This is a genomic window from Paenibacillus sp. Lou8.1, from assembly GCF_024213565.1.
Lineage (GTDB): Bacteria > Bacillota > Bacilli > Paenibacillales > Paenibacillaceae > Paenibacillus > Paenibacillus polymyxa_B.
The window spans coordinates 1-25,024 of record NZ_JANAVN010000001.1 but is presented as its reverse complement, the minus strand read 5'-3'; the positions used below and the strand labels follow the sequence as shown (position 1 = coordinate 25,024).

Here is a 25,024-nt window from a genome sequence, read left to right as displayed (position 1 = left end):
AACAACAAAAAAACCCCCGTTGCGTCGGAGGTTTTTTTCCAGTCTGAACAGATCATTATTTATCAATCTCCACTGCTTTCATACACATATGAAAGCGTTTTATACTCTTTGGCCATTACTGTGGAATAAAGTTATATACTTCGCTCAACATTTCGCAAATATAATATTTTTCGTCTTCAGAAAGTATAAGATTCATACCAGAAACAAATATGCTGCATGAACGGTTTACCACCTCGAATATGTGCTGGTCGAGCTGTTTCACTTCCCCCTGATAAACAAGTCCATCGCGAATAACCATACGTTCCAGCGCATAAGCTGTGTGAGTAGAAATTTGGACTTTTGTTGCATAATCAAATTTGACTTCTAATCCAAGTTCCAGCTCTTGCACAAATCTCATCACCATTCCCAGAATTTTGTGGGGATTCAAATACGTCATAAATTCTTTCAGACTTTCCTCGCATAACTCCCTGACGACTACACTTTGATCCACAGCAGGGATCTGCTTGTTATTCAGCAGTAGCTCTCTCAATGTCTGCTCACCGCTCGCTTCAATCAGCTTTTCCAAGGGAATAAATGGGATTTCCGGCTCGCTTGGCCGTTTTACTCCAATCACGGCAAGAATGGTTCGCTTAGACCGCATATCCTGGACCACTTTATCCAACTCTCTTACGTTTGCCGGGACAACCAGTATCTCCTCATCCGTCAAATCGCAGACAACTTTCTCTACAAACTCTTTCAATTTGACCGCTGCACCTTTGCCGGAGGAGCAAACCGTCACAATTGCCTTATGGACTACTTTCACTGCGGCGCTGCTATTGTTATATCCCCTGAAATCTTTTAGCGATTGGTATATTTCCTCTATCCCCATGTCAAAAACACTGGCCTTTCGGACAGCCTCCAGCGTGAGCGGAGTTGAAACCATATCAATAGTCTTTACATTGATTCCAACACGTTCCATAATAGTTTCTTCAAGATTGAGCAAAGAGCCCATATCAACCAGCAGCAACACGCCTCTACCACGGTCAATGCTCTTTACTTTATCGATAATAAGCTCCAAAATTTCCCTAGGACTGACATCGAGGGGCATATCAACAGCACAAAGATTAGAACTGCCCAGCAAGCTGTCTACGACGCCGACGATGCTGCTCGCTGTACTGGTACCGTGTGCTGCCACAATAATTCCCACACTACCCTGTCGTTCTTCCTCAACAGATTTCAGAAGAATCGCCATATAAGTTATTTCGGCCTCCGGTACATGTACACCAAACTTAGACTCGATCAAACTTTTGATAGTCTGGGCCAGTCTGTACTCTTCATCATGTTCATTCATCGGTTCATAGATTCGTGCATCACCGTATTTTCTCTCTCTGGTGCGCTTGAAAAAGGCGCTTAAATGAAGACTGAAAGCATACACGAATCTCTCGCTGTAAATTCGGTTTAGTTCCTTTTTGGCCATTTCCTTAATCTGCTCGGAGAATTCAAGGATGTCTTTGTCCACAATTTTCAGAATTCGTTCCCTGCTCCCCTTGGTGTTATAAAAACGGTTATAAAAGCTTTTAATATGGATATTGACATCCGTAGCAATAAATCTGTGGATGTAGGCGTCGTCGAGCCCTTCTTCCTTCAGCATGCCAATCTTGTCTTCAATTAATTTGTAAAGGTTAAACGGCAGCTCGGAAACAACCTCTTCATCCAAAGCTTTTCTTCCTTCTGGAGTAATGTATAGGCACGAGGAAATACATCCGATTTCCTTCATCTTATATTGCGTTTTATCAATATTAAACAAACCATCTCGGATATTTCCCGGCAGGTTTTTAAAATCAAGTCCTATTTCTTCTTTGTTTTCATGTATGCTGTTTAAAAAACCTTTAGCGCATACCAGCTGGATGTTCGACTTTAACTGGCCGATATTGCCGTAGGTGACGCTGCCGATCAGTGCTCTTACTACCTCTGGTTCAATCCTAATCGGCTTGTTTACCCTATTGGCCTCGTTAGCAAACAAATACTTCAAAATCAGCATTTGCTCCTCAATAGCACGTTCCTGAAGGGAAGGGATATTGATCGTGATGGGTATGCGCCTAATGAAGGTTTTCAGCATGGATGATCCGGGATCTTCCGTCGTAGCTCCAATCAATAACACACTCGCATCTCTTTTTCGATCCGTTTCGCCCAATTTGTTATAGGTGTGAGTATCCATGAAATAGAAAATCATTTCCTGGCCTTCCGGGGGTAAACGGTGAATCTCATCCAAAAACAGGATGCCTCCGTCAGCTTTCTCCACCAGCCCTGCTTTTTCATGATCAGCGCCTGTAAACGCCCCTTTAACGTGACCAAAGATGTGGGAAAGTAACAAGTGGGGGTTATTGAAATAATCAGCGCAGTTAAAAACGATAAATGGCGCATGCTCTGAAAACCGCTTCATATATTTGCCATAATGGTACATCAACCTGGCAAACATAGTTTTTCCAACACCCGTCTGCCCGACTATCAGGGTATGCAGACCTCTAGGAGGATACAGAATCGCTGCCTTCCCCTGCTCAACCTGGTTACGCATGCTGCCCCTGAAACCGATCAAAGCATGGAACGGATCGACCTGTTCGTCAGGCAGCAATACCTCTTTGATGCTTTTGACCTCAATTTGTTTCTCTTTCAGCCGAACCTGAAAGGTGTCCTCGATAATCTGCTTGTGCAGAAATCTGACCGGTCTTCCTTTGATTTTAAGGATTAGATCGTCACGCAGCAGATTATTCAACTCTTTGCTCACATTGTTTCTCAACATCTTTTGATCATCAGCAATTTCCGCAGCCGTAATCCCTTCCCCCGCAAATAAAGCCTCTTTGGAAATTTTCTTGGTGCTTTCGGCAATATACTCTAAAATCTTATCTATTCTTTTCACCTGTATTCCTCCAGCCTGAATCAGTCATTGGAAATTTATTCCAACCCGCTTATTTAGGGAACAGAATATGGTTTTTCAGCGCATGAGCTACTCCATCCTCGTCATTCGAGAGAGTAACGGTGTTGGCAGCAGCTTTGACCTCAAGGGGAGCATTTTCCATGGCAATGCCAAGTCCCGCAAAGGCCAGCATGTCGATATCATTGTAGTTGTCACCCATAGCCAGACAATCGCTTTGTTTCAGTTGGTACTCTTTTAGCAGAATTTGAATGGCTGCCGTTTTGGAAGCCTTTTTTGACATGATTTCCAGATAAGTAGGCTTGGATAAGTAGAGATTTACTTCTTCGCCGTATACGGGTCGCAATACTTGAAGGACGCGTCTGATCTCTTCGGGATCACCCATGCACAAAATTTTACTGGTTCCATCAGTCTCTTCCCTCCAACCATTGGTAAGCTTAGAAAAACTATAAATGCGAGGCTCGATATTGGTGATGTCACGTTCTTGAAGCGCCCATGCATCCAATTGCTCAATATACCACTCATCATCCTTATACAGGCTTACGTGAAGATCATAGGCAGCCAGGCTGTCAAGCAAACACTGTGTCATTTTCTTATCTATATAACGGGTGTTCAGCTTGTTCCCGTGTTTATCTATAACAAGTGCCCCACTGTAGCATATGAGAGGCTCAGAAATACCAAGATGATTCTGCAATGGAATAATTGCTTTTGGCATTCGCGCAGAGACAAGAACCACTGGAATCTGCTTATCATTTATAACCTGGAGAATGGTTTCTTTGGTTGCTTCCGTGATTTGATGCGCCGAGTTAAGCAGCGTCCCGTCAATATCAATGCAGACAATTTTATAAGTTTCCATAAATGATTCCTCCAGCTCCAGTGTATTTTGTTATTCAATGAATGAGTATACAAGAAAGATAGTGTATATAACCAAAAATACAACACACATAATAACTGTTACTTATTACGACAATCTTTGGCTTGTTTATGAATCGTTTCTATCAGATAAAATTACTCGGTAACGTTAACATCTAGGCAGGAGAATTGCATAGGCTTAGAGAAGTAGATCTTTCATAAATGACTGACTGTGAATTTGTACCGGAAATTTATGGAAAAGGAGTTTTAATAAGTCAATGATACGATATGGATTACAACAGGAACAAGGATTCAAGCTGGTTATGACGCCCGAATTGCGACAAGCAATCACGATCTTGCAATATTTTTCGGCTGATTTAATATCCTTTCTGCATGAACAGGCGAACAATAATCCAGTCATTGATTTGCCGGAGTTTAATATGTCCATAGGCAGTATCAAAGAAGAAGCAGAGCGGTTTTCACAGAAAGATCAAGGAGATCTGCTTGAACATTATCGTGGCGGAGAAAAATATCCATCGGTCGAGCGAGCAAATCCCGTTATATTTCTGGATTTTGTCCCCAATCCGAATGATACCCTGTTTGAACATCTGAACAGGCAGCTTGGACTGGTATGTGGGCTTACAAATTCACAGCGTATGGTGGCACGGTACCTCATTGGGAATTTGAACGAAATGGGATATTTAGAACTTGATGTTCCAACGGTCGCCTCACTATTGGACGTTCCCATAGCCGAAATTGAGGATATGCTCTTGGTGATACAGAGTTTTGATCCACCGGGGATCGCCTCTTACAGCTTGGAAGAATGTCTTCTTCTCCAGCTCCAGCTTGCTGGCATGGATGATGAATGCATAGTCAGAATGGTAAGCAACCATCTGGCCGATCTGGCGAACAATCGGATACAAAAAATTGCGGATGCTCTTGAAATCGGTAGGCAAGAGGTTATACAGATGGCCGATCGAATTCGCAAGCTAAATCCATGCCCGGGCGCAGCATTTGCTCATAAAGAGCAGCAATACATCATAGCAGATATCACGGTCGAAAAAGCCAACGGGGAATATCTTGTCCTGATTAATGACATTAGTGCGCCGCGGGTTGAGATCAACCCTTTTTACCGGCAAATGATGCAGGATCTACCGAATAGTGAAACCAAACGTTTTATCCATGAGAAGATGAATACGGCAAAATGGCTGATCAATAGCCTGAAGCAACGTCGGCTGACCCTTCTACGGGTTGCCAAGGCCATTGTGGAAAAGCAGCAGGATTTTTTTGAGCATGGCGTGTATTTCCTCAAACCAATTACCCAAAAGGAGATTGCCGATAAGACGGGCTTACACGAATCCACGGTCAGCAGGGCGGTCAGTAATAAATTTATACAGACGCCTCGCGGATTGTTCGAGCTCAAATTTTTCTTTACTTCCTCCTTGACGTCAGCGGACGGAGATGCTGCTTCATCGGAGAGTGCAAAAAAGCGTATTAAAAATTTGATAGATGATGAGGACAAGCAAAAACCGTTATCGGATCAGGCTATTACTACCCTGCTGGGAAAGGAAGGTTTGCATCTATCACGCAGAACCGTGGCGAAATACCGGGAAGAACTGAGATATCTTTCTTCTGCCAAAAGAAAAAAGTTTGAAGTTTGAATGTTTAAGGAATAGTCGCGTTTGATCCGGTTCCATATTTTTCGATTTGGCTTGATCCTGAATGATCCGACTCGCTAGTTCTTGAATTCACCATTACACCTCCTTTCTTGAACTAGGCTGTTTTCACTTTTGAAACGCTTCCAATTTGCTGTGAGAAAAACATCAGTTAGTAGATCCATACTATGAATCGACCGAATGAGCTAATATTTTTACAATAAAATCATGTAGTTTCGCCTTGCTTGAAGACAACGGGGAGACGATACACTTGCTGATCTAAAGTTTCACCTTCGATTTTCTTATAAAGCAGTCTGATTGTCATACGTGCCATCTCCTCCACTGGCTGCCTGATTGTAGACAATATCGGATGAAAATAAGGATGGTCCTGAATCCCGTCGTAGCCGATAACCTTTACATCCTCTGGAACGCGAATGCCCTCCCTGCGTGCTCTTTCTATATAGTTGGCGGCTAACATATCAGTAATAGCAAAAATGCCGTCCACATCGCGATGCTCATTTAGGAACTCGTTAAAATAGGCATCGTCGTCCACTATAGGGTCGGGCTTCTCGTAGATTACATAATCGACTCCCAATGTTTGCGCCTCTTGAATGAAACCTTTTCTCCGATTCATGGTTTCACTGAAAACGGAAGTGACACTTCCCATAAAAGCCGGTTTCTGGGCTCCCACTTTAACAAGCTCCCTCAAAGCCAGACGCCCTCCCTCATAATTATCGGAGGTCACACAAGTAATTTTTTTGTTGAAGTGCCTATCAATACTTACAATCGGAATGTCATTGCTTACGCTATTTTCTATATCATTGTAAGTAATGCCGACAATACCAGCCACTTTGTTTTGCCGTAGCATATCCAGATAATACAGTTCTTTTTCGGGCTTGCCGCCGCTATTACACAACATGAGCTTAAAGCCTTCCCGATCCAACTCATCCTCAATGTAATAAGCCAGTTCAGAAAAAAAAGGATGCCAGATACTTGGAAGCAGCAAGGCTACCATCTTGGATTTCCTCATCTTGAAATTTCGAGCGACTTCATTAGGAAAATAATTCAGTTCTTGTATAGCTTCCTCCACTTTTCTGCGTGTATCTGGTTTTACAGAGCCCGAGTTGTTAATAACTCGGGATACAGTTCCTACAGCTACGCCAGCTAAGCTAGCTACATCTTTAATACTTGGCATCGGCATCTCCCTCCCCCTATCTCTCTTTATGAAAATTATAATAACACTAAGATGGAAACGTTTCAATTTTGTTGATGCTCTTTTTTCGCTGAAGCTCTTTATCTTCCTTACCGGGCTGAAGCACCAGCGCGGATTCCATTAGGTATACGTCCTTGTCCTCTACATCTGTTCATATTCATCTCTATCCTTAGGGTCAAGTTCTAAAAAACAATAAAATAAACATTCTCCCTGTCGGCTGTAATTAGTTTTGTCATTAATACAGCCTATAAACGCCACTTTCTGTACTATGAAAATGACACTTTCTGTATTATCATTTGTCACTTCTTATATAGACTGTATTGTAAAATGTCATTTATCTGTTGCACCTTAATTGGAAACTTACACGTCTAAAATTGAGGGAAAATGCTTATCTCAATTCTCCGTCTCCATGCCCAATACTAGTTAGCGATCACTACACTAAAAACAAATAATATCATTCGTAGGAGTTCCATTCGAAAATGAACCTACTCATAAGTCTTTACAGATCTTTTGCAATTTAGGAACGGATTTTTCCGACTCATGTGTAAATACAACCTTTATTAGGAATACTTTACGAACAACTTGGTTCTTATTGGGAAATGAATTGAAACGTTTAGAGGTGATCATCATGTGGTCTAAAATAATTCCTTATATTCCGAGGTGGGTTACATTATTTCAGGCCGCTCTCGCGTTGATTACCCCTTTAGATTACAGGGAATTATGATTCCGACTTAAAGACAATTCGTGAGGCTATAGGTGAAAATAGTGATGTGCATTTTCGTGAGTTTGTGGTGAAGAAATGCACGGTCCGTGTTAGTCTTCATAGAAGGTATGCAGGATGAAGAGATTATGAACAAGCAGGTATTGCAGATTTTTGATGTTTAAAGATCAGCAACCCTAACAGGAACAACAGGAAAGTATAAGTAACTGGAATTTTTGTATTCCTAAGCTCCTATATCTCTGATGAAAAGAAGACCTATTATGATGAAAACGCAGCAAAGCAAACGTAAGCCATGATGCTAAGACGAAGGAGGAGCTATGGTGTTTACACGCTCTGATGATAAGATCACAACGAAGCAGGCCGCTGTATTCCTGACCAATACCGTATTGGGGGCTGGGATTTTGACACTGCCGAGAAATGTAACTGAAAAGGTACAGACTCCTGATGGATGGCTTTCTGTCCTCATCGGTGGATGTATTGTCATATTAGTCGTTTGGCTGATGGTGAAATTAAGTCAACAGTTTCCTGGAAACACCGTGTATCAATACTCCAGAAAAATCGTGGGCATCATCCCAGGAGGATTTTTAAGTGTATTATTGATTATATATTTTTTAATCATCGCTGGCCTCGAGATTCGGGTTTTTGCTGAAGTGACGATGTTTTATCTGCTTGAAGGCACACCCATCTGGGCGATTGTGATTCCATTTATTTGGGTAGGAGGTTATTTGGTTTTTGGAGGTATTAACCCCATCGCTCGGCTATACCAGATTGTACTTCCGATTAGTCTCTTTTTTCTGCTCTTCTGTTTTGTCTTTAGTTTAAGGATATTTGAAATTGATCATCTTCGTCCCGTATTGAGTGACGGGATTTTACCTATCATCAAGGGACTAAAATCGACTATTCTTGTTTATGCTGGATGCGAAGTCGTCATGACACTAGTCGCTTTTCTGCAGCACCCTGAAAAAGCATTTAAGGCCATGGTAGTGGGGATCAGTATCCCTTGGGTTTTGTACTTTCTGACCGTAGTTATGGTGATCGGCGGGTTATCGACGGACTCCACTGTGACAAGTACTTGGCCCACCATTAATTTAATACGCAGTTTTGAAATCCCCGGATTTCTTTTTGAACGTCTGGAGTTTCCGCTGCTGGTGATCTGGATGATGCAAATGTTTTGTAATTTTTGCAGTTTTTTCTTCAATGCATCCTTAGGAATCTCACAGGTATTCGGTCTTAAATATCGTTATGCGATTTTTGGCTTAATTCCGATTATCTTTATCTCCACAATGACTCCTCTCAGTATGATGGACGTGTTTAGCCTTAGCGGTGCGGTCGAATACATGGGAATCATTTTGTTTTTTCTGGTTCCGGTACTTCTCTCCATCGTGTTCGTGATCAGAAAGAAGGGAATGAAGCAAAATGTGTAGACGACCTATCCCATCTTTACTGCTTGCTTCATTCTACTTAGATCAAGTCGGCTGCTGGAGCAGCAAATCTATTTTCTTCACTCCCACTGTAGAATAGTTCGTACATCGGCCTGTCGGCTGTTTTAAAATACTAACTACTGACGTATGCAGGGCGTTTGGCAAAAAAAGGGAGCACACATGTCCTTAGCCACAAGGGAAAACGAAAGCACCCTGATCCTAAAATTATAAAAAAGTAGACATTATGCTATGTGTTCCTCGCATAATGTCTACTTTTCTAGCAAAACAATCAAGTATACATGGTATTAACTGTGAAGTGTATACATCGAAGTCACTTTAACGTTTCTTTCAATGGTGTTTCTCACAGGTGATATTTCTATGGCTTTTGCAATCAACTTTTCAACCTGCGCTTCATCTGCGTCACTGTCCACATTGAAACGAACGTTTATTTCATCAAAGCCAGAATTCCCCTCTTTTAAGCCAAAGAAAACGTTCAGATCTATTTCGCCAGTAACATCAACGTCCAACGAATTTACTTTAATCCCCATACCACTAGCTGTTGCAATGAATCCAACACCTACACAAGCACCAAGTGCACTTAACAAAAGCTCAACGGGATTAGGCCCTTTTCCAGTTCCGGATAGCCACTCTGGTTCATCAATGGGTACCGGCTTATAGTCCCCAACCTCGGCCTCCGAGTAAAACCCATCTTTCCATTTTACTGTAGAAGCAAAACTTGTAATCGCATCCTCGGGATTTTCCTTATAATTTTCTGCCAAGCTTCCGAGCATATTCACATCTACACCGTTCATTTTACTCATATTTAGGACTCCTCTATTTTATATTTTTCATAGACCAATTTAATTGGATCCTGGCTTGTCCTTTATGACTTTTTAGGCGGGATCGCACACCCTTCATCAGTACATAGTCCTTCACTAGAGGTTTCATCAGAAAGAATTTCAAACTTAGCTACCGGATGCTCTTCTTCCCAAACTTTCTCCACCCTGCCCATCCGAAACCTTGGGTTGCCGGATGTCTGCTTTGGCTACGGCACTTTAAAGGGTAAAGTTACCCGGTGGATTTGAACCACCTAATGATGCGCTGTGAGGTGCACCCAAAAAAGAGGCTCCCTATACTGGGGGCCTCTTGATATTATAGTAGCGTTGATGGCTTTAAACGAAACCTAAAAGAGAAATGTATATTCATTTATACCATTTTCCACTCATGAAGTTCCAAGCGAAGCGCTTTTTCCGACACATACGGGTCTTTTTCAACCATCGCCTGTGCCTCTTCCAATGAATCTGCAACGTAAATGACTAGACCGCCGGCCCCATCAACAAAAGGTCCCATGGCATAAATTTTCCCCTGTTCCTTCATTTTGTTCAAAAATTCCAGGTGCTTAGGATGTAACTCTTGTCTTTTTCCCGGGTCAACTATGTGCAAGATTGCTGCGTAATGTGCCATTGTACCACTCCTTAAGTGAATGAAAAATAGATTACCAAGTCTATGAAGCCTTTATATTCTTAATAGCACGAATCTTTTGAATTAGTACACAATTTCGTGATCTTCACGTTTTTCATACAGTGAGGCCACTGGCTCGATAGTCCGTGATGCGCTCCGTCCATTACTGCTGGTGTCGTTCTGCTTTGGTCATCTGGCAAATCTCCTTGAGTTAAGATATGCCTATGATCTCATAACTGGTGTTGGGTTTACAGGTGTACTGGGTTTGACGCTTACGTTTTAACTGTGGAGTGTATACTCCGAAGTCACTTTAACGTTTCTTTCAATGGTGTTTCTCACAGGTGATATTTCTATGGCTTTTGCAATCAACTTTTCAACCTGCGCTTCATCTGCGTCACTGTCCACATTGAAACGAACGTTTATTTCATCAAAGCCAGAATTCCCCTCTTTTAAGCCAAAGAAAACGTTCAGATCTATTTCGCCAGTAACATCAACGTCCAACGAATTTACTTTAATCCCCATACCACTAGCTGTTGCAATGAATCCAACACCTACACAAGCGCCAAGTGCACTTAACAAAAGCTCAACGGGATTAGGCCCTTTTCCAGTTCCGGATAGCCACTCTGGTTCATCAATGGGTACCGGCTTATAGTCCCCAACCTCGGCCTCCGAGTAAAACCCATCTTTCCATTTTACTGTAGAAGCAAAACTTGTAATCGCATCCTCGGGATTTTCCTTATAATTTTCTGCCAAGCTTCCGAGCATATTCACATCTACACCGTTCATTTTACTCATATTTAGGACTCCTCTATTTTATATTTTTCATAGACCAATTTAATTGGATCCTGGCTTGTCCTTTATGACTTTTTAGGCGGGATCGCACACCCTTCATCAGTACATAGTCCTTCACTAGAGGTTTCATCAGAAAGAATTTCAAACTTAGCTGACGGATGCTCTTCTTCCCAAGCTTTCTCCAACACTTGAGAAAAAGATTCTGTCGGCTGTGCCCCTGAAACTGCATATTTTTGGTTGAATATAAAGAACGGTACCCCGCTAATCCCAACTCTACGAGCTTCATCTTGATCTTTTCGTACTTGATCTTTATAGAGATCCTTATTTTTTAATACTTCGAGGACTTCTTTTCTGTTTAATCCAACCGTTTCTGCAATATCGGCCAGTGTATCATAATCTCCTACATCCCTTGATTCAGTGAAATGTGCAATAAGTAATTTTTCATTCAACGTTGTTTCTTTGCCATTCGTTTTTGCCCATTTTAATAAACGATGAGCATCCAGTGTATTGGTGGGTTTAAGACTATCTAATTGAAAGGATAATCCCACGTTCTTGGCTTGTTGAGTTAAGTGGCTAAGAAACTCTTTTGCTTGTTCTCTTCCGCCAAATTTAGGGGTTAATTTTTCTACAAAACTTGTTCCATCATACGAAGAAGCTCCCGGATCAAGCTCAAAGCTTTTGTATTCAATACTTATTTCATCTTTATGCGGTAATCCATCTAAGGCTCGCTCCAGATTTTGTTTACCAATATAGCAGAATGGACATGCAATGTCAGACCAGATTTCAATTTTCATGTTTCTACCCCTTCTCAGTTTTAGTTATTCGTCAAATGCAACCAGTGCATTTACTCCATGAGCAAGAGCGGAACCAGCTTTTAAAGCAGTAGCTACCATAATCGACTCAGCCAGTTCTTCTTTGGTTGCTCCGGCTTTTTTGGCTGCTTTCGTATGAATATCAATGCAATATGGACACCCAGTGGTATGGGCAACCGCAACCGCAATCAATTCTTTTTCCTTGGTACTGAGTATGCTGGCTTTCAACGCTTGCTGATCAAAAGAAGCAAAGGATTTGAACGAATCACTTAATTGGGTAAACTCCCGTAGTCTATTAATATAAGATGCACGGTATAACTCGTCGTCATCGGTACCATCATACGCATTTAAAGCATTTACGCCATGAGCCATCGCCGAACCTGCCTTGAGCGCGGTGGCAACCATTATAGCTTCTGCCATTTCCTCTTTTGAAACACCATGTTTCTTAGCTTGTTTTACATGAACCTCAATACAATAAGGGCATCCCGTGGTGTGGGCTATAGCAATTGCAATTAGTTCCTTGTATTTTGCTGTAAGTTTCCCTTCAGCCAATGCTAACTTTTCAAAGGCTACAAACGCCTTGAAAATCTCTGGAGAAACCGAGTTAAATTCTCCAATACGTTTAAAATTCGATTTTTTAAATAAACTGTCTTGATGACTCATAGAAAACCCCTCTATTCATTAGAAATTTTAGTGTACTCTGAGCTTTAATTCATCACGCTCAGAATTTTTTCCTTACTTACGTTTTTCATAGATCCTACGATTGAATCAAAAAGTTTCTCTCTTTAAATGCCTCCTTTTAATCGAAAACAAGAAGACATTATTCAATTGATTAATTGAATTATAGAATACATAGGCATTTAAGTCAAGTACTTTTTATGTGAAGAGTGGAACACCTTGGAAACCATGAATAACCAGATATTTATGAATCTTTTATATAAATTCAGCCTTCTAAAATAGGGATGAAAATAGCCATAAAAAAAAATGAACCCTTAGAATACATTGGTTAAACCCTGGGGTTTATCTAATGTATTCTAGTGGGTGCATTTCAAATCGATATAGGTTCTTCGTTATTTTTCAAACTCCGTTTAATATAATGTGTTTAGTGCCTCACGCGTAAACGGAAGTAATTCTTCTGTTCGTCCATCGCGGATTTTGTTTACCCAGTCAGGGTCAGCCAATAATGCGCGCCCGACTGCGATCAAATCGAATTCTCCACGTTCTAATCTCTCGATTAGCCCCTCTATTTGGGTTGTTTTTCCATTCGCATTTTCTCCGTTATCAAAGAAATCCAAAAAATCAGCGTCAAGACCGACAGATCCAACTGTAATTGTTGGTTTCCCTGTCAGTTTTTTTATCCATCCTGAAAGATTCAAGTCAGATCCTTCAAAAGCCGGTTCCCAAAAACGACGAATAGAGGCATGAAAGATGTCAACGCCTGCATCAACTAATGGTGTTAAGAAGTGTTCTAGTTGTTCTGGAGTTTCTACTAATTTTGCTGTATACGCATCATATTTCCACTGTGAGATTCGCAACACAATTGGAAATTCTGGTCCAACAGCAACTCGGCAAGCTGCGATAACCTCACTAGCAAAGCGCGTACGATTGACAATATCACCACCGTATTCATCGTTACGCGAGTTTGTTTTTTCCCAAAAGAATTGATCAATTAAAAATCCATGTGCCGCCATAATCTCGATGCCATCAAACCCAACTTTTTTAGCATTGACTGCTGCCTGCACGAAGGCTTCAACTAATTCCGAAATTTCTTGTTTAGAGTAATCATTGACGTTACCACGTGCACCCATGTGCCATATTTGCGAGAAAATTTTTCCACCGACTTCGTGGACACCATTAACTACTTCTGACCATCCATTTAGCGCCTCTTCTCCGTATAAGTGTGGTACGTCCTCCTGCCATGCTGGCACCTCGGATGCAACATCAGGATGGTTGATAAATGTACCCTCTGTCAGAATAAGTCCAACACCATTTTCAGCTCTACGACGATAATACGCAGCGACATCCCCCCCTGGCACTCCATTTGGAGAAAAATTTCGAGTCATAGGTGCCATTATAATACGATTAGATAGTTTGAGATTTCCCATTTCGAATGGTTTAAAAAGAGCTTCAACAGATTGAAAATTATTCACAAAAAAACCTCCAAGTTTTATTATTGTCATTCTATAACGTAGACTTCATATATTAGCAACAATTAAATCAACTTATCTAATCCCTAACAGTGCATATAAAAAGACTCTCATTCTAACGTTTATAAAATGAACTGAGAACCAAGTTATGGCTGCACCACCACAGAAGCCTGTTAAATAGGGCAGCTTTCCTCCATTAAAGCAGATATCCAAATTGGCTCCATCTTCGGCTTAGGGCTTGTTTTACCTAAGACATTGATTTTCATGTAATTTGGGAAAACACTCTTCCATCAATGAAATTACTTGAAACCAAATCCTTGCTGCTCCAACATTCTTCTCACTTCAAGATAATAAATGTGGTTATAGAAGGAGGATATTTCTTGACTCCAACCTCTTGTTTCTTTTCCATTTGTACGTTTATCCATGTAGTTAGAGATCGTTTGATCATATTCTTTAATGAGGCCTTCTAAGTTGGTGTCGTACCGTTCTTTATGCCAAATTGCTTTTTGAGGTAAACGTGGCTTCTTCGAGTAGTTTCTATATTGATACGAAATAGCGAAAAATCCCTTATAAACGTTTGTTATATACCTCAACAGCACTTTGCAGAAAATCCTCTATCTCTTCGCGTGATTTACGAAGCTTGTTGACATATCGAGTAAGCTCTTTACCGTCGACATAGGCAACAAAGCTTGGAATACCCATAATATTTTGTTCTTCACTTACAGTACCTACATGATCTACATCCACCTCGATGAGATCCAGATCATTCGCAAATTTTTCTTCAACTTCAGGCATGAATGGATCAATAAATTTGCAGTCCGGGCACCAGTCTGCTTTAAAAACAGCAACTGTAATTTTGGGGGAACGGATAGCTGTATCAAATTCTGATTTAAAGGTAATTTTTTTCATTTTAAGATCTCCTTTTTTAATGGAGTTACCATTCCAATTGATGTTGTTCAATATAGTTACTTGTCAGATCATCTCCAGCATCAATCGATACCTTACCTTCGGTACCTACCGGCACACCTGCTTTGACAAGCAGCTGACCAATGTGGCATTTTTCTTCTGCTTGTAAGAATAATGCTTCGACCACAGTGATATCTTCTTTTGATGCACCCGAGGATAAAACAACATGCGGACGATGTGTAATGCTCAGTTGTTCCCCTCTAGCTATGTCCCCTTCTGTGTCCATAAAGAACCCGACAACGGGTACTTTCTTGCGATCGAGCATGTACGCTAGTGTCAGAGCATAACAAGCAATGGCAGAGGACATCAGGAGTTGTTGTGGATTAGCACCTTCTCCACTTCCGCCTTTCATAACAGGGATAGCAATTTGGGTTTGTAAATTGTCGCCTTTCATACGACCAAAACCTTTCGCGTCTTTGAACCAAACCGTATTCATATTCACTTTTTGATTCGGCATTTTAAAATGCTCCTTTCCATATTTTCAATACTTGTACTTGTCACTAAAATCCTTAGATTCCGAGAAACTTCAAAACGTTCTATTCGGTTACGACGTTTTAATTATTTTCCAAAGAATCGATAAACTTTTCGCTATCCATGGCCGCCATGGCTCCAGTCCCTGCTGCAGTAATAGCTTGACGATAGCGAGTATCCTGTACATCTCCACAAGCAAACACACCTGAAATATTTGTCATTGATGTGCCGGGTACTGTAACGATATAGCCGTTCTGATCCGTTTCAATTTGACCATTTAAAAAGTCCGTATTCGGATGATGGCCGATGGCTACAAATACACCATGTGCATGTAGGATTTCCTCTTCGCCTGAGATATGGTTCCGGACTTTCAATCCTGTCACTCCACGCTCTTCCGCAACAACTTCAAGTGGGGTCCTGCTTAAAGCCCACTCAATTTTTGGGTTTGAACGAGCGCGATCTTGCATAATTTTTGAGGCTCTCAGTTCTTCTCGACGATGCACCACAGTAACTTTGGAAGCGAATCGTGTTAGAAAGTTTGCTTCTTCCAATGCAGTATCGCCTCCACCCACTACAATGAGTTCCTTATTTCGAAAGAAAAAACCATCACAAGTGGCACAAGTACTAACTCCCCGGCCTACATTTTCTGTTTCGCCTGGTATTCCTAAATATTTCGCACTGGCATCGGTTGAAATGATCAGAGTCTCAGTAATGATTTCACCTTTGCCCTCCACTTCCAGTTTAAACGGCCGTTTTTCCAAATCTACCGTCTTTACCCAACCATTAAGAAATGTAGCCCCGAAGCGTTCCGCTTGTTTACGCATATTATCCATTAATTTGGGGCCCATGATGCCTTCTGGAAATCCAGGATAATTCTCAATTTCAGTTGTTGTTGTAAGCTGTCCTCCTGGTTCAAGTCCTTCAATGACGAGCGGATTCATATTAGCACGAGCCAGGTAGATCGCTGCGGTCAGTCCTGCTGGACCAGTTCCAACAATTACAGATTTATACATATTCATCCCTCCAAATTCGATATTTTTTACAGTTGTTTATAACCATATTTTTTAATATTCAATTGATTAATTGAATTATAGCATTAGGAAATCTGCTCGTCAATACAAGGATGGAAAATGACTACGAATGAGACACACATTGTAGAAAGGGGCGGATGTTTGACTAATCTTTGCATAATGAAAAAAGCTGACAGAGCGCAATGGCAGTGTCAACTTTTTTTGTGAGAGTTTATGTTTCATTTGGAGTAAACCAGAATTTAAGGCTTTCTTTTTAACTTTCTAAATAGGGTATTCTTATAAATTTTATCAAGTTATATCCTTTTGACTTGACTCCACTCGGGTTGTTCATGTTAAAATTTTAATATTCAATTGAATGAACAAGAGCCAATTTCATGAGTAAAGTCAATTTTTGAGTATATAATTTCCTCATTATGATTCTTCAGTTATGGATTATAGTTTAAGGTGTATTCTAAGGCTTCTCCTATGCATGATTGGAATTGGGGATTCCCGTTTTATAATACGACAAGAATAGAGGTTGAGAATAATGGAAGATATGCTGAACTCTGCGAAAATCTTTAAGGAAGATCTCTATAAACAATTGGCTAGAATCGGAAAATGTTTATCCAGTGATAAGCGTCTTGAGATCTTAAATGTGCTATCCAATGGTTCTAGAACCGTAGAAAAAATAGCTACCTGCACAGACATGAATATTGCGAATGTATCTCGCCACCTTCAAGTTCTGCTCGATGCAAAACTGGTTAAATTCACAAAAAAAGGAGTATATGTGATCTATTCTTTGGCTGATCCAGAAATCATCGAATTTCTTTCCTCTTTATGGCGAATCAGTGAAAAACAACTTCCTGACATTAGTAGAATGAAAGACGATTTCCTAAACAATCTTGATGACGTTCAAACGCTTACGATGGATGAGGTTAGGGAGAAGATTAATAATGATTCAATAATTTTGGTGGATTTACGTCCTAAAGAAGAGTATGACATGGATCATATTGCGGGAGCAATTTCAGTGCCGATGGAAGAATTAGATGCACTAATAAGAGAGATACCGAAAAACACAGAAATCATCGCATATTGTAGAGGTCCACTGTGTGTCTACTCAGCTCTGGCGACGCAGAAATTACAATCTGAAGGCTTTACGGCTTTTCGCATGGAAGAGGGCTTGAATGAGTGGCAAGAACATTTTCAGTTACATTAAGCTGACTTCTAAGAACAGACGAATAACAATTAATTTCTCCAATTCTTAACTAAAAGACTTCAAGGCCAATATTATTAGGCTCTGAAGTCCTTTTTAGTTAAGACAAACTTAGGAAACATTATATGATTTCTCTTAAGAGGTGGTTAGAAGTGGCGAATATTCAAGAAATTGCTCGCTTAGCGGGAGTATCCACAGCAACTGTATCACGAGTAATTAATAAACACGGCTACGTAAGTGATTTAACCAGACAAAAAGTTTTAGAAATTATCGAGGAGCTTGATTATGTCCCCAATGCTAATGCGATCTCTCTAAAAAAAGGTAAAACTCGTCAGATTGGAATAATGACGGTCTCCTTTAGTCCCATTATTATTAATTTTGTTCGTGCATTCACTCTTTATGCTGAGAAAAACGGATTTATCGTCACTCTTTTTATCACGAATGGAGAACCTGAAAAGGAGCTTATTGCCCTGGAAATGCTAAAACGGAAGCAATTAGATGCTATCGTGTGTTTGATACGGTCCAATGAATGGGATGTCATTGAATCCTATGCCCGGTATGGCCCCATTGTTATATGGCAACGTCTTCAAAACGAGAATCTTCCTTCTGTCTTTATGGATCAATTTCATGCCTATTCGACAGGTCTTGAATATCTTCATTCCAAAGGTTACCGAAAAATACTTAGCATATATCCGATGTCCAAAGGACTGAATACAAAGGAACGCATTCGTGCCCATACAGAATTCGTTAAGAAACACAATCTCATGGCGTATCCATTTCCTCATTTCGAAGATAAAACTTTAGTTCGTGATGGGGAGGAGCTTGCTAAATGGTGGGTATCGCAGGAAGACCGACCTGATGCTATTTTTTGTGCCAATGATGAAGTGGCAGCTGGTCTTATGACAGCCCTGCGTCGATTGAGATTTTCCATTCCGGGAGATTTGGGGATTATGGGCTTCGATAATACAGAGGTGGCTCACTTGCTCGATTTGACAACGATTGACTATCCTATCGACCAGCAAGCTGAGAATGCATTTCTTATTTTGCAAAATAAGTTGAATAACACCAAAAACAGGCTAAACACTTTAACATACAAGTTAGTTGAGCGAAGTTCGACATAACGCAGTATCTTTAGTATTACTGGCATATGGTAAATCCTACAGTACATTAAAAAAACACTTGTCCAAATTGAACAAGTGGTTCTTTTAACCCGTGAGTCGTAGGCTACCCACCCATGTAATTATATAATCACTCAGAAATATTCAGGACAGCACGGAATCGAGTCGATGCTGACATCATTTTATCGTATGCTTCGCTAGCACGATCTAATGGATATGACTCAATCATGGGGCGAATATCCGTCAGCACACTGAAATTAATCGTCGCTTGGATTTCTTCCGCTCCGCCTGTTAACGTACCTTTGACCGTGTTAGATCCTTTCAAAAAGTCCATCGCTGACAATTCTAGTGGATCAGTGGAAGTTGCCACAATGATGAGCTCGCTGTCTTGACCCAACCCGTTGATCAGAGAGGAAACGGCCTTCGCGTTAGGTGCAGTTGCCAGGATGACTTTAGCACCGCCTAATGCTTGTAATGCCTCAGCCGGATCTTCTTTGGTCGAATCAATGTAGTGATGGGCTCCAAGTTCACGTACGAGAGCTTCTTTATCATTTCCTCGTGAAATAGCCACGGTGCGATATCCGGCTTTGCTTGCAAACTGCACGGCAAGATGTCCCAGTCCACCAATCCCCTGAATCGCTACTAGATCACCAGGGCGAGCTTTACTATTTTTGATGGCACTAAAGGTCGTTTCTCCAGCACACATTAGTGGAGCAGCTTCCATTGCCGAAATTTCATTTGGAATACTGGACAAACTATCCTCATAAGCAACCATGTATTCAGCATATCCACCGTCCATTGTTAATCCGGTCACATGGCTATGTCCCCCATGCCATCCAATGCCGACACGTTCTCCAATTTTCCACTTTGATGAGCCTGCTCCAAGCTCATCAACGATTCCAACCACTTCATGTCCAGGAATGCGAGGATACGCTGACGCACCACCGCCAATGGCCATCGAGTCTCCATTACATACACCGCAAGCTTCAACGCGGAGCAATACTTGCCCTTCTGCCGGCTGCGGAACCGGTACCTCAACTAACTGCATTTTTTCTCCTGCAGCTGCAATTTGCATGGCTTTCATTTTCTTCATGAATAAACCTCCTTAGTTTTAAAATAGTGGTACTCCATTAGTATAGTTTAAATGGGTCTATTATTAAATTAATTAATTGAATATTAGAGTTTATTATTTTCATTACGGATGAATAGATTCGTTGCAACTTCTTGTAAGTTTTGTATTTTTGTTATCTGATTGATGATTTTTGAGACTACTAGTTCAGCTGACTGAAGTGCACCTTCAAGATGTCACCAAATTCTGCACTTGCTTCTGTTCCAGCAAAGGCAATTTATTTTTCCATTCCCCAGATGCAGGTATAGGTCCGTAATGCGGAAAATTTTGAAGTGGAATACGATCTTCGGATATAGCAGTGCTCGCAGGTCACTTAAGCCAGCACCAATAATAATCACGGGGTTCTTCATTCTTTTCTCCATCGTATTAAATAGTTTTATTTTCATGTTGATATTACCTTAGAATTTATACCGCATTGTACAACTGTTCTAATCGTGCTTCTAATTGTTCAAACTGAACAAACCGTCCTTCACGAAGATATTCCTTTTGATCAAAAAATAAGATGATCGTGGGAACTGTAAAAATCAATAATTTGCCTGCAACCGCCTCTACCTGACTAGCATCTATATGCGCAAGTTTTATTTCTGGATAGTTGTTGAGTAATTCTTTTAGTTTGGGATAAATTGCATGACATACATTACAATCCTCTTGAGATACATATAGCATACTTAATCGGTTATTTTGGATAAACGTATCTATTTCATTCACTGAAGTTATTTCTTGGACATTTATCATTAATCTCCCGCCTTACTGTATGTTATTCGGAACTGAATGGCTCCAGATCCAATATTATTCAATGCAGTTTTGTTCTAATTTACTTTTCTGACTCCATTCAATTAATTGAGATACTGGATCTACTAATAACTAATAAATACAAATCATGAAATCCCTGTTTTGGTAAAATACGTGCCGCTTTTTTTCCTTTAAAATATTAATCGGTCAATATAATTACGCTATCTTTTGGAGACAAATCTTTTCCCCAAACAAACGGCAATCGCCCTAGGAAGACATTGTGGATTCCTGAAATGCTATTTTTCAAAATCGGAACTATCTCTTAATGTCAATCCATTTAATATAAACAGGCACCTGATTTTGTTTGATTATAAAGATAACATCTTACACCGCAAGGAAGCGAAAATGTTGAATTAGCCAGTAAATTATCCTATATCTATTCCGTTCTGTCATATTAAGTCGAATCATTAAAATCAATAGAACAGTTGAATTTAATGATTAAATTTCAGTTTTATCAACTCTCTAAATCCAACTTTAAATGTTAAAAGCACTATATTTTTCACTTGCATCTTTTATTTAAATTTCATTCCTCATTCTCCATCGTAAGCATTCCACTCTCGGGCTCCTTCTTCTATTCGATACGCTGTGAAGCCCTGTTTTTGAATAAAATCAACAGCTTGAGATGCAAGAGAACAATAAGGGCCCCGACAGTATGCAGCAAGTTCTACATCAGCTTTATTTAATGTTTTTAGGTATTCTTCCAACTGCTCTAAAGGAACAGATATAGCACCTGGGATATGAGATGTTTTATACTCCTCAACTGGTCGGAGATCTATGAGAACCATGTTATCCTGCTTCATTTTTGCCAATAGTTCTTTTTTTGTGATACTTTGAACACCTACATATTGCCTTTTCAACTCATCTTTAATCTGTTTTATGTCAGAGAGTCTGTCCTCACACAAATTCCATAAAGAGGACAAAAAATGAGTTACAGATAAATCACTAATATTATATATAACGAAAGTACCTTTTTTTTGAAATCTAACTAATTTTGCTTCCAGCAAAATTTGTAAGTGACGGGATACATTCGCAACACTCATACCAGTTTGTGTAGCCAAACTTTCAACAGATTTTGGTCCGTTTGATAAGAGATCCATAATCTCAAGTCTTTTGTCACTGGATAAACATTTCCCAATTCGAGCAAATTGCTGATATAAACGTTCTTTAATATCCGATTCAGGACATCTACTTTCCATTGGAACCTCCTCTTTGTTGCAATACCTTAGATTTTCGGGTATGCCTTCCTGCATGCGAATCACTCACTAGTATGTCCAAATATAAAATAGCAATCCAACATTTACTTTCCGTTCATTTTGGTTCTAGCTTTAAGAATTCACTTAATAAATTGAAAAAACGACGGTTCAGAAAAATCCAAATCCGTCGTTCTCTTCACATGTATTTCAATGATTATTACAAAAATGGATTTGTTGAATACTCTGTTAATTAAGCATTCCTAGAATTTTTTCTCTAAGAGCCTGCTTTTGCTCAATCCCCACCATTGTCTCAGCCAATTTACCATCTTTAAATAAGAGTAGCGTAGGAATACTTCTAACTCCAAATTGTTGAGCCAATTCGATTTCTTCATCAACGTTGACTTTGGCTACTGTTGCTTGTCCAGCCAGATCATCAGCTAGCTCATTTACGATCGGAAGTTGCACTTGACAAGGTGGACACCATGGTGCCCAAAAATCGACTAGTGTCACTCCGCTGTTAATGTTCGATTCAAAATTCTGTTTTGTTAAAGATACTGCTCCCATAAATAGAATCCCCCTTAATTATTATCAATTATTCAATCGATTAATTGAATTATACTTTTGAAATCGAATTAAGTCAACTTTTTAATATCTATGAAGTTAAGTTCATTTATACGGCACCAGTATTTTTCTTGTATTATTTGCCCCGTTTTGAACTACGTCTAATTTGCTTTTAAACAAAAAAGCCGAAGATCTTTTGAATTAGATCACCGGCTAAAGATTCAACTTATTTAAGATTTTGATTAACTAGGGAGTGCGCCTTTAAACTCAAGTAATCCACTCCATATAACTGCAAAGATTAAATAAAATCCTTCTTCTCATTCAAACATTATTTTGCTCGTGAAATAAGAAAAAAATCACAGAGTCGAATCCCAAACTTGGAACTCATCTGTGTTTTGCTTTTCTCGAATATTTTAGCTTTGGCTTGTCTGTTTATTTAATGCAGATCTATGTTTCAATTACGATGAACTGAACCACTCGCTGGTCTTTTCATCTCTCAATTTGTTTTTTTAATATCTCCATGTTGTTTTGAATAATAAGTCTCTGAGCACCAATTAATTTGAGGCTCTCTATTCTTCTCATAAATCTTTATTAGTTGGTTTAAAACGAAAATCTTTTGTACGATATTTTCACAAAAAAAGTTAAGCTGTCGTTTATAAAAATTAATATCCTTTTGATAAGGATGGCGAAACGTTTGATTCCTCTCATATACATCAAGAAGCTGAATATGTAAATTATATATATCTTTATAATTAATCTTAATCTCCTCCGTTCTATTTTAGAATCAGTATTCCCATTTAGACAAGGAAATAGACATATGATTTCAATCTAATATTTCTTGGAAATTAATCAACAAAATAAAAAAACTGATGAGATCGTTTCGTCCCAACTTAAAAATTACAATGTATAAACAGGTCTGCTAATTATCTAAATACCTCGGGTAAATTAAAGCCTAAGTACCAAAGATGCATTCTCCAAATAGCAATGATGAGATTTGAATGAGTGCAACCTTTTTCTTGAAACGGTCATTTCACCTGCTATACATAAAGTAAAAAAGCCCCTTTTTAACGGGACTATTTAGGTTAGATATTTGATTGTCCTGTAGCTAAAAATGTTATAACAAAATTTTAGCCGAGCAAAGGTGATTTTTCCTTCAAATAATGTTTGTCTCACTTCTTGTTATAAAAAATAGGCTATCCTTTTTCACCATAAACTAAGAACACTTAGATTAATCATTAACAGATAATTTTGTGTTTACTTAGCCTTAATTCCCGATTTCACTGGGTTTTCGGGGATATTGCCTGTCTCATTTAGATGATATAAATAGTCTTGTGAGTTATAACTTCAATTGAGACAAAAACAGCCTAAAATAGGCTGTCAGGCTGTCGAGAAACCCCCTGTTTTTTTGCAGGGGGTTTAAAACTGTCTTAGTGGTCTAAAAACTAGGGTCCTCAGATCGTTTTAAATCGATTTTTGTTTTAAAAGATGCGTCTCCCCATATAAAAATAGAATTGTCGAAAAGTCCTCTGGACTTTCTCGACACTCTGACAGCCTAAAATAGGCTGTTTTTATATCATGAATTTTGAGAAAATTATAACATGAGCTAGGATAAACCCACTGTTTCTATACAACAAATTGAGATTTTATCAAAACAAAGAAACAAAGTAATGCTTTCTAAAAGGGACAATGAAATAAACAACGTCATTATCAGCTGCGACTATAAAATATCAAATGCTTTAATTAAGTGGCCATTTGTCTCGTCTATATCTTTTACTGCAATCATGCTTTTGTTCAAATCTTAGAAAAACGACAAGGGTAGTTATTCAGTATATAATAAGTTACTGTCTTGTACTTGCTTAAAAATCACACAATATTCTATGCCAGTTAACATCCTCAATAATAAAAGACATTACAATAAGTAAATTAGGAGAAGCCATGCTTCTTAATCAAACTACGGTTACTCGGAATGTGAACATCTTAAAAAAGCAGTTTCGTTGACGTCGTACAAAGTACAATTGATTCAAGAACTAGGATTATTACAGTGACAGAATTAGGATTGGCCAAGTTACAAGAAGCTATCCTATTTGGCAGGTAAGCCACTCCAATAGCGGTAAACATAATACTAACGTTAACGTTGGTGGTAACATTAATATCTGTATTTCTTGGAAGTGTAATCTATGATTTTATTGCAAATAAATGAAAATTCCAAAGAGGAACGCTCTAACGATCTTTTTATCACTTCTGATCAGAATCCAGAATCCAGAGTCCCCAATTCGAACCACCTGCTCCAACGATTTCTCCTAACGAAACATAAACAGTTGGCTCTTAGAAGTTAATTGACATTGGGATGCTATACAGAAGTAGTGGTGCTAAGATAACTGTATATTTAGAAAGTACTAAACTTAAATTTCATTTTCTAATATCGACTCAGTTCCGAAAAAGACAAAAAGAGCACTGCCAGTAAGGCTGTGCTCTTTTATTGCGCTTGGCAACGTCCTACTCTCCCAGCACCCTGCGGTCCAAGTACCATCGGCGCTGGAGGGCTTAACGGTCGTGTTCGGGATGGGTACGTGTGGAACCCCTCCG

At 39.6% G+C, this 25,024-nt stretch carries 21 protein-coding genes, 1 rRNA gene and 1 pseudogene; 5 read left to right on the top strand and 18 right to left on the bottom strand.

All coding sequences use genetic code 11. The annotated features are described in order from the left end of the window. Positions 1-115: 115 nt before the first annotated feature. A complete protein-coding gene (locus tag NLX78_RS00105; RefSeq protein ID WP_061831428.1) occupies positions 116-2,896 on the bottom strand; it encodes a sigma-54-dependent transcriptional regulator in 2,781 nt (926 codons plus the stop codon). A 49-nt stretch (positions 2,897-2,945) separates the two neighbouring features. Then, a complete protein-coding gene (locus tag NLX78_RS00100) occupies positions 2,946-3,767 on the bottom strand; it encodes a Cof-type HAD-IIB family hydrolase (protein WP_254349319.1) in 822 nt (273 codons plus the stop codon). Positions 3,768-4,041: 274 nt separating this feature from the next. On the opposite strand from NLX78_RS00100, the gene rpoN reads away from it, so the two are divergent. Further along, positions 4,042-5,424 carry an RNA polymerase factor sigma-54 gene (gene rpoN, locus NLX78_RS00095; RefSeq protein ID WP_254349318.1) on the top strand — a complete coding sequence of 461 codons (1,383 nt, stop codon included), beginning with the start codon at positions 4,042-4,044 and terminating at the stop codon, positions 5,422-5,424. A gap of 220 nt (positions 5,425-5,644) precedes the next feature. Here the strand turns inward: rpoN and NLX78_RS00090 are convergent, their stop codons facing one another. Then, positions 5,645-6,613 (bottom strand): LacI family DNA-binding transcriptional regulator, encoded by a 969-nt coding sequence (locus tag NLX78_RS00090; protein ID WP_250261914.1) that lies wholly within the window; start codon positions 6,611-6,613, stop codon positions 5,645-5,647. Positions 6,614-7,259: 646 nt separating this feature from the next. Here NLX78_RS00090 and NLX78_RS26635 point away from each other — a divergent pair. Further along, positions 7,260-7,526, top strand: a pseudogene (locus NLX78_RS26635) (spore germination protein); the annotation flags it as partial. A 146-nt stretch (positions 7,527-7,672) separates the two neighbouring features. Continuing rightward, positions 7,673-8,776 carry a GerAB/ArcD/ProY family transporter gene (locus NLX78_RS00085; RefSeq protein WP_254349532.1) on the top strand — a complete coding sequence of 368 codons (1,104 nt, stop codon included), beginning with the start codon at positions 7,673-7,675 and terminating at the stop codon, positions 8,774-8,776. A 302-nt stretch (positions 8,777-9,078) separates the two neighbouring features. On the opposite strand, the gene NLX78_RS00080 is transcribed toward NLX78_RS00085, so the two are convergent. From NLX78_RS00080 to trxB, 10 genes are all read right to left on the bottom strand, one after another. Further along, positions 9,079-9,594, bottom strand: a complete 516-nt coding sequence (locus NLX78_RS00080; protein WP_250267909.1) for an OsmC family protein — start codon at positions 9,592-9,594, stop codon at positions 9,079-9,081. A gap of 385 nt (positions 9,595-9,979) precedes the next feature. Continuing rightward, on the bottom strand, positions 9,980-10,237 hold the full coding sequence (locus NLX78_RS00075; RefSeq protein WP_134910491.1) for a YciI family protein: 258 nt from the start codon (positions 10,235-10,237) through the stop codon (positions 9,980-9,982). A gap of 276 nt (positions 10,238-10,513) precedes the next feature. Beyond that, on the bottom strand, positions 10,514-11,029 hold the full coding sequence (locus NLX78_RS00070) for an OsmC family protein (RefSeq protein ID WP_254349317.1): 516 nt from the start codon (positions 11,027-11,029) through the stop codon (positions 10,514-10,516). Between the two features lie 62 nt (positions 11,030-11,091). After that, complete coding sequence (locus NLX78_RS00065) at positions 11,092-11,820, bottom strand: DsbA family oxidoreductase (protein ID WP_254349316.1); 729 nt, start codon at positions 11,818-11,820, stop codon at positions 11,092-11,094. 24 nt (positions 11,821-11,844) lie between these two features. Then, positions 11,845-12,501: a carboxymuconolactone decarboxylase family protein gene (locus NLX78_RS00060; RefSeq protein WP_254349315.1), complete on the bottom strand. Its 657-nt coding sequence runs from the start codon at positions 12,499-12,501 to the stop codon at positions 11,845-11,847. A 425-nt stretch (positions 12,502-12,926) separates the two neighbouring features. Then, positions 12,927-13,988, bottom strand: a complete 1,062-nt coding sequence (locus NLX78_RS00055) for an NADH:flavin oxidoreductase (RefSeq protein ID WP_254349314.1) — start codon at positions 13,986-13,988, stop codon at positions 12,927-12,929. A gap of 296 nt (positions 13,989-14,284) precedes the next feature. Next, a complete protein-coding gene (locus NLX78_RS26400; RefSeq protein WP_302057229.1) occupies positions 14,285-14,410 on the bottom strand; it encodes a hypothetical protein in 126 nt (41 codons plus the stop codon). 142 nt (positions 14,411-14,552) lie between these two features. After that, positions 14,553-14,894, bottom strand: a complete 342-nt coding sequence (locus tag NLX78_RS00050) for a thioredoxin family protein (protein ID WP_250261921.1) — start codon at positions 14,892-14,894, stop codon at positions 14,553-14,555. A 25-nt stretch (positions 14,895-14,919) separates the two neighbouring features. Further along, positions 14,920-15,408 carry an OsmC family protein gene (locus NLX78_RS00045; protein ID WP_250261922.1) on the bottom strand — a complete coding sequence of 163 codons (489 nt, stop codon included), beginning with the start codon at positions 15,406-15,408 and terminating at the stop codon, positions 14,920-14,922. A gap of 97 nt (positions 15,409-15,505) precedes the next feature. After that, positions 15,506-16,435, bottom strand: coding sequence for a thioredoxin-disulfide reductase (trxB, locus tag NLX78_RS00040; protein ID WP_254349313.1), 930 nt, complete (start codon positions 16,433-16,435; stop codon positions 15,506-15,508). A 544-nt stretch (positions 16,436-16,979) separates the two neighbouring features. On the opposite strand from trxB, the gene NLX78_RS00035 reads away from it, so the two are divergent. Next, a complete protein-coding gene (locus tag NLX78_RS00035; protein ID WP_023988726.1) occupies positions 16,980-17,648 on the top strand; it encodes an ArsR/SmtB family transcription factor in 669 nt (222 codons plus the stop codon). A gap of 149 nt (positions 17,649-17,797) precedes the next feature. Continuing rightward, complete coding sequence (locus tag NLX78_RS00030) at positions 17,798-18,766, top strand: LacI family DNA-binding transcriptional regulator (protein WP_254349312.1); 969 nt, start codon at positions 17,798-17,800, stop codon at positions 18,764-18,766. A gap of 127 nt (positions 18,767-18,893) precedes the next feature. Here NLX78_RS00030 and NLX78_RS00025 read toward each other — a convergent pair whose 3' ends face one another. From NLX78_RS00025 to rrf, 5 genes are all read right to left on the bottom strand, one after another. Continuing rightward, positions 18,894-19,856: a zinc-binding dehydrogenase gene (locus tag NLX78_RS00025; RefSeq protein WP_254349311.1), complete on the bottom strand. Its 963-nt coding sequence runs from the start codon at positions 19,854-19,856 to the stop codon at positions 18,894-18,896. Positions 19,857-20,297: 441 nt separating this feature from the next. Continuing rightward, positions 20,298-20,627 (bottom strand): thioredoxin family protein, encoded by a 330-nt coding sequence (locus NLX78_RS00020; protein ID WP_044647494.1) that lies wholly within the window; start codon positions 20,625-20,627, stop codon positions 20,298-20,300. A 587-nt stretch (positions 20,628-21,214) separates the two neighbouring features. Beyond that, entirely contained in the window at positions 21,215-21,880 is a 666-nt protein-coding gene (locus NLX78_RS00015) for an ArsR/SmtB family transcription factor (RefSeq protein ID WP_254326039.1), read from the bottom strand. A gap of 243 nt (positions 21,881-22,123) precedes the next feature. Continuing rightward, positions 22,124-22,441 (bottom strand): thioredoxin, encoded by a 318-nt coding sequence (gene trxA, locus NLX78_RS00010; RefSeq protein WP_250267898.1) that lies wholly within the window; start codon positions 22,439-22,441, stop codon positions 22,124-22,126. Positions 22,442-24,921: 2,480 nt separating this feature from the next. Continuing rightward, positions 24,922-25,024: ribosomal RNA gene (rrf, locus tag NLX78_RS00005) — 5S ribosomal RNA — on the bottom strand; the annotation flags it as partial.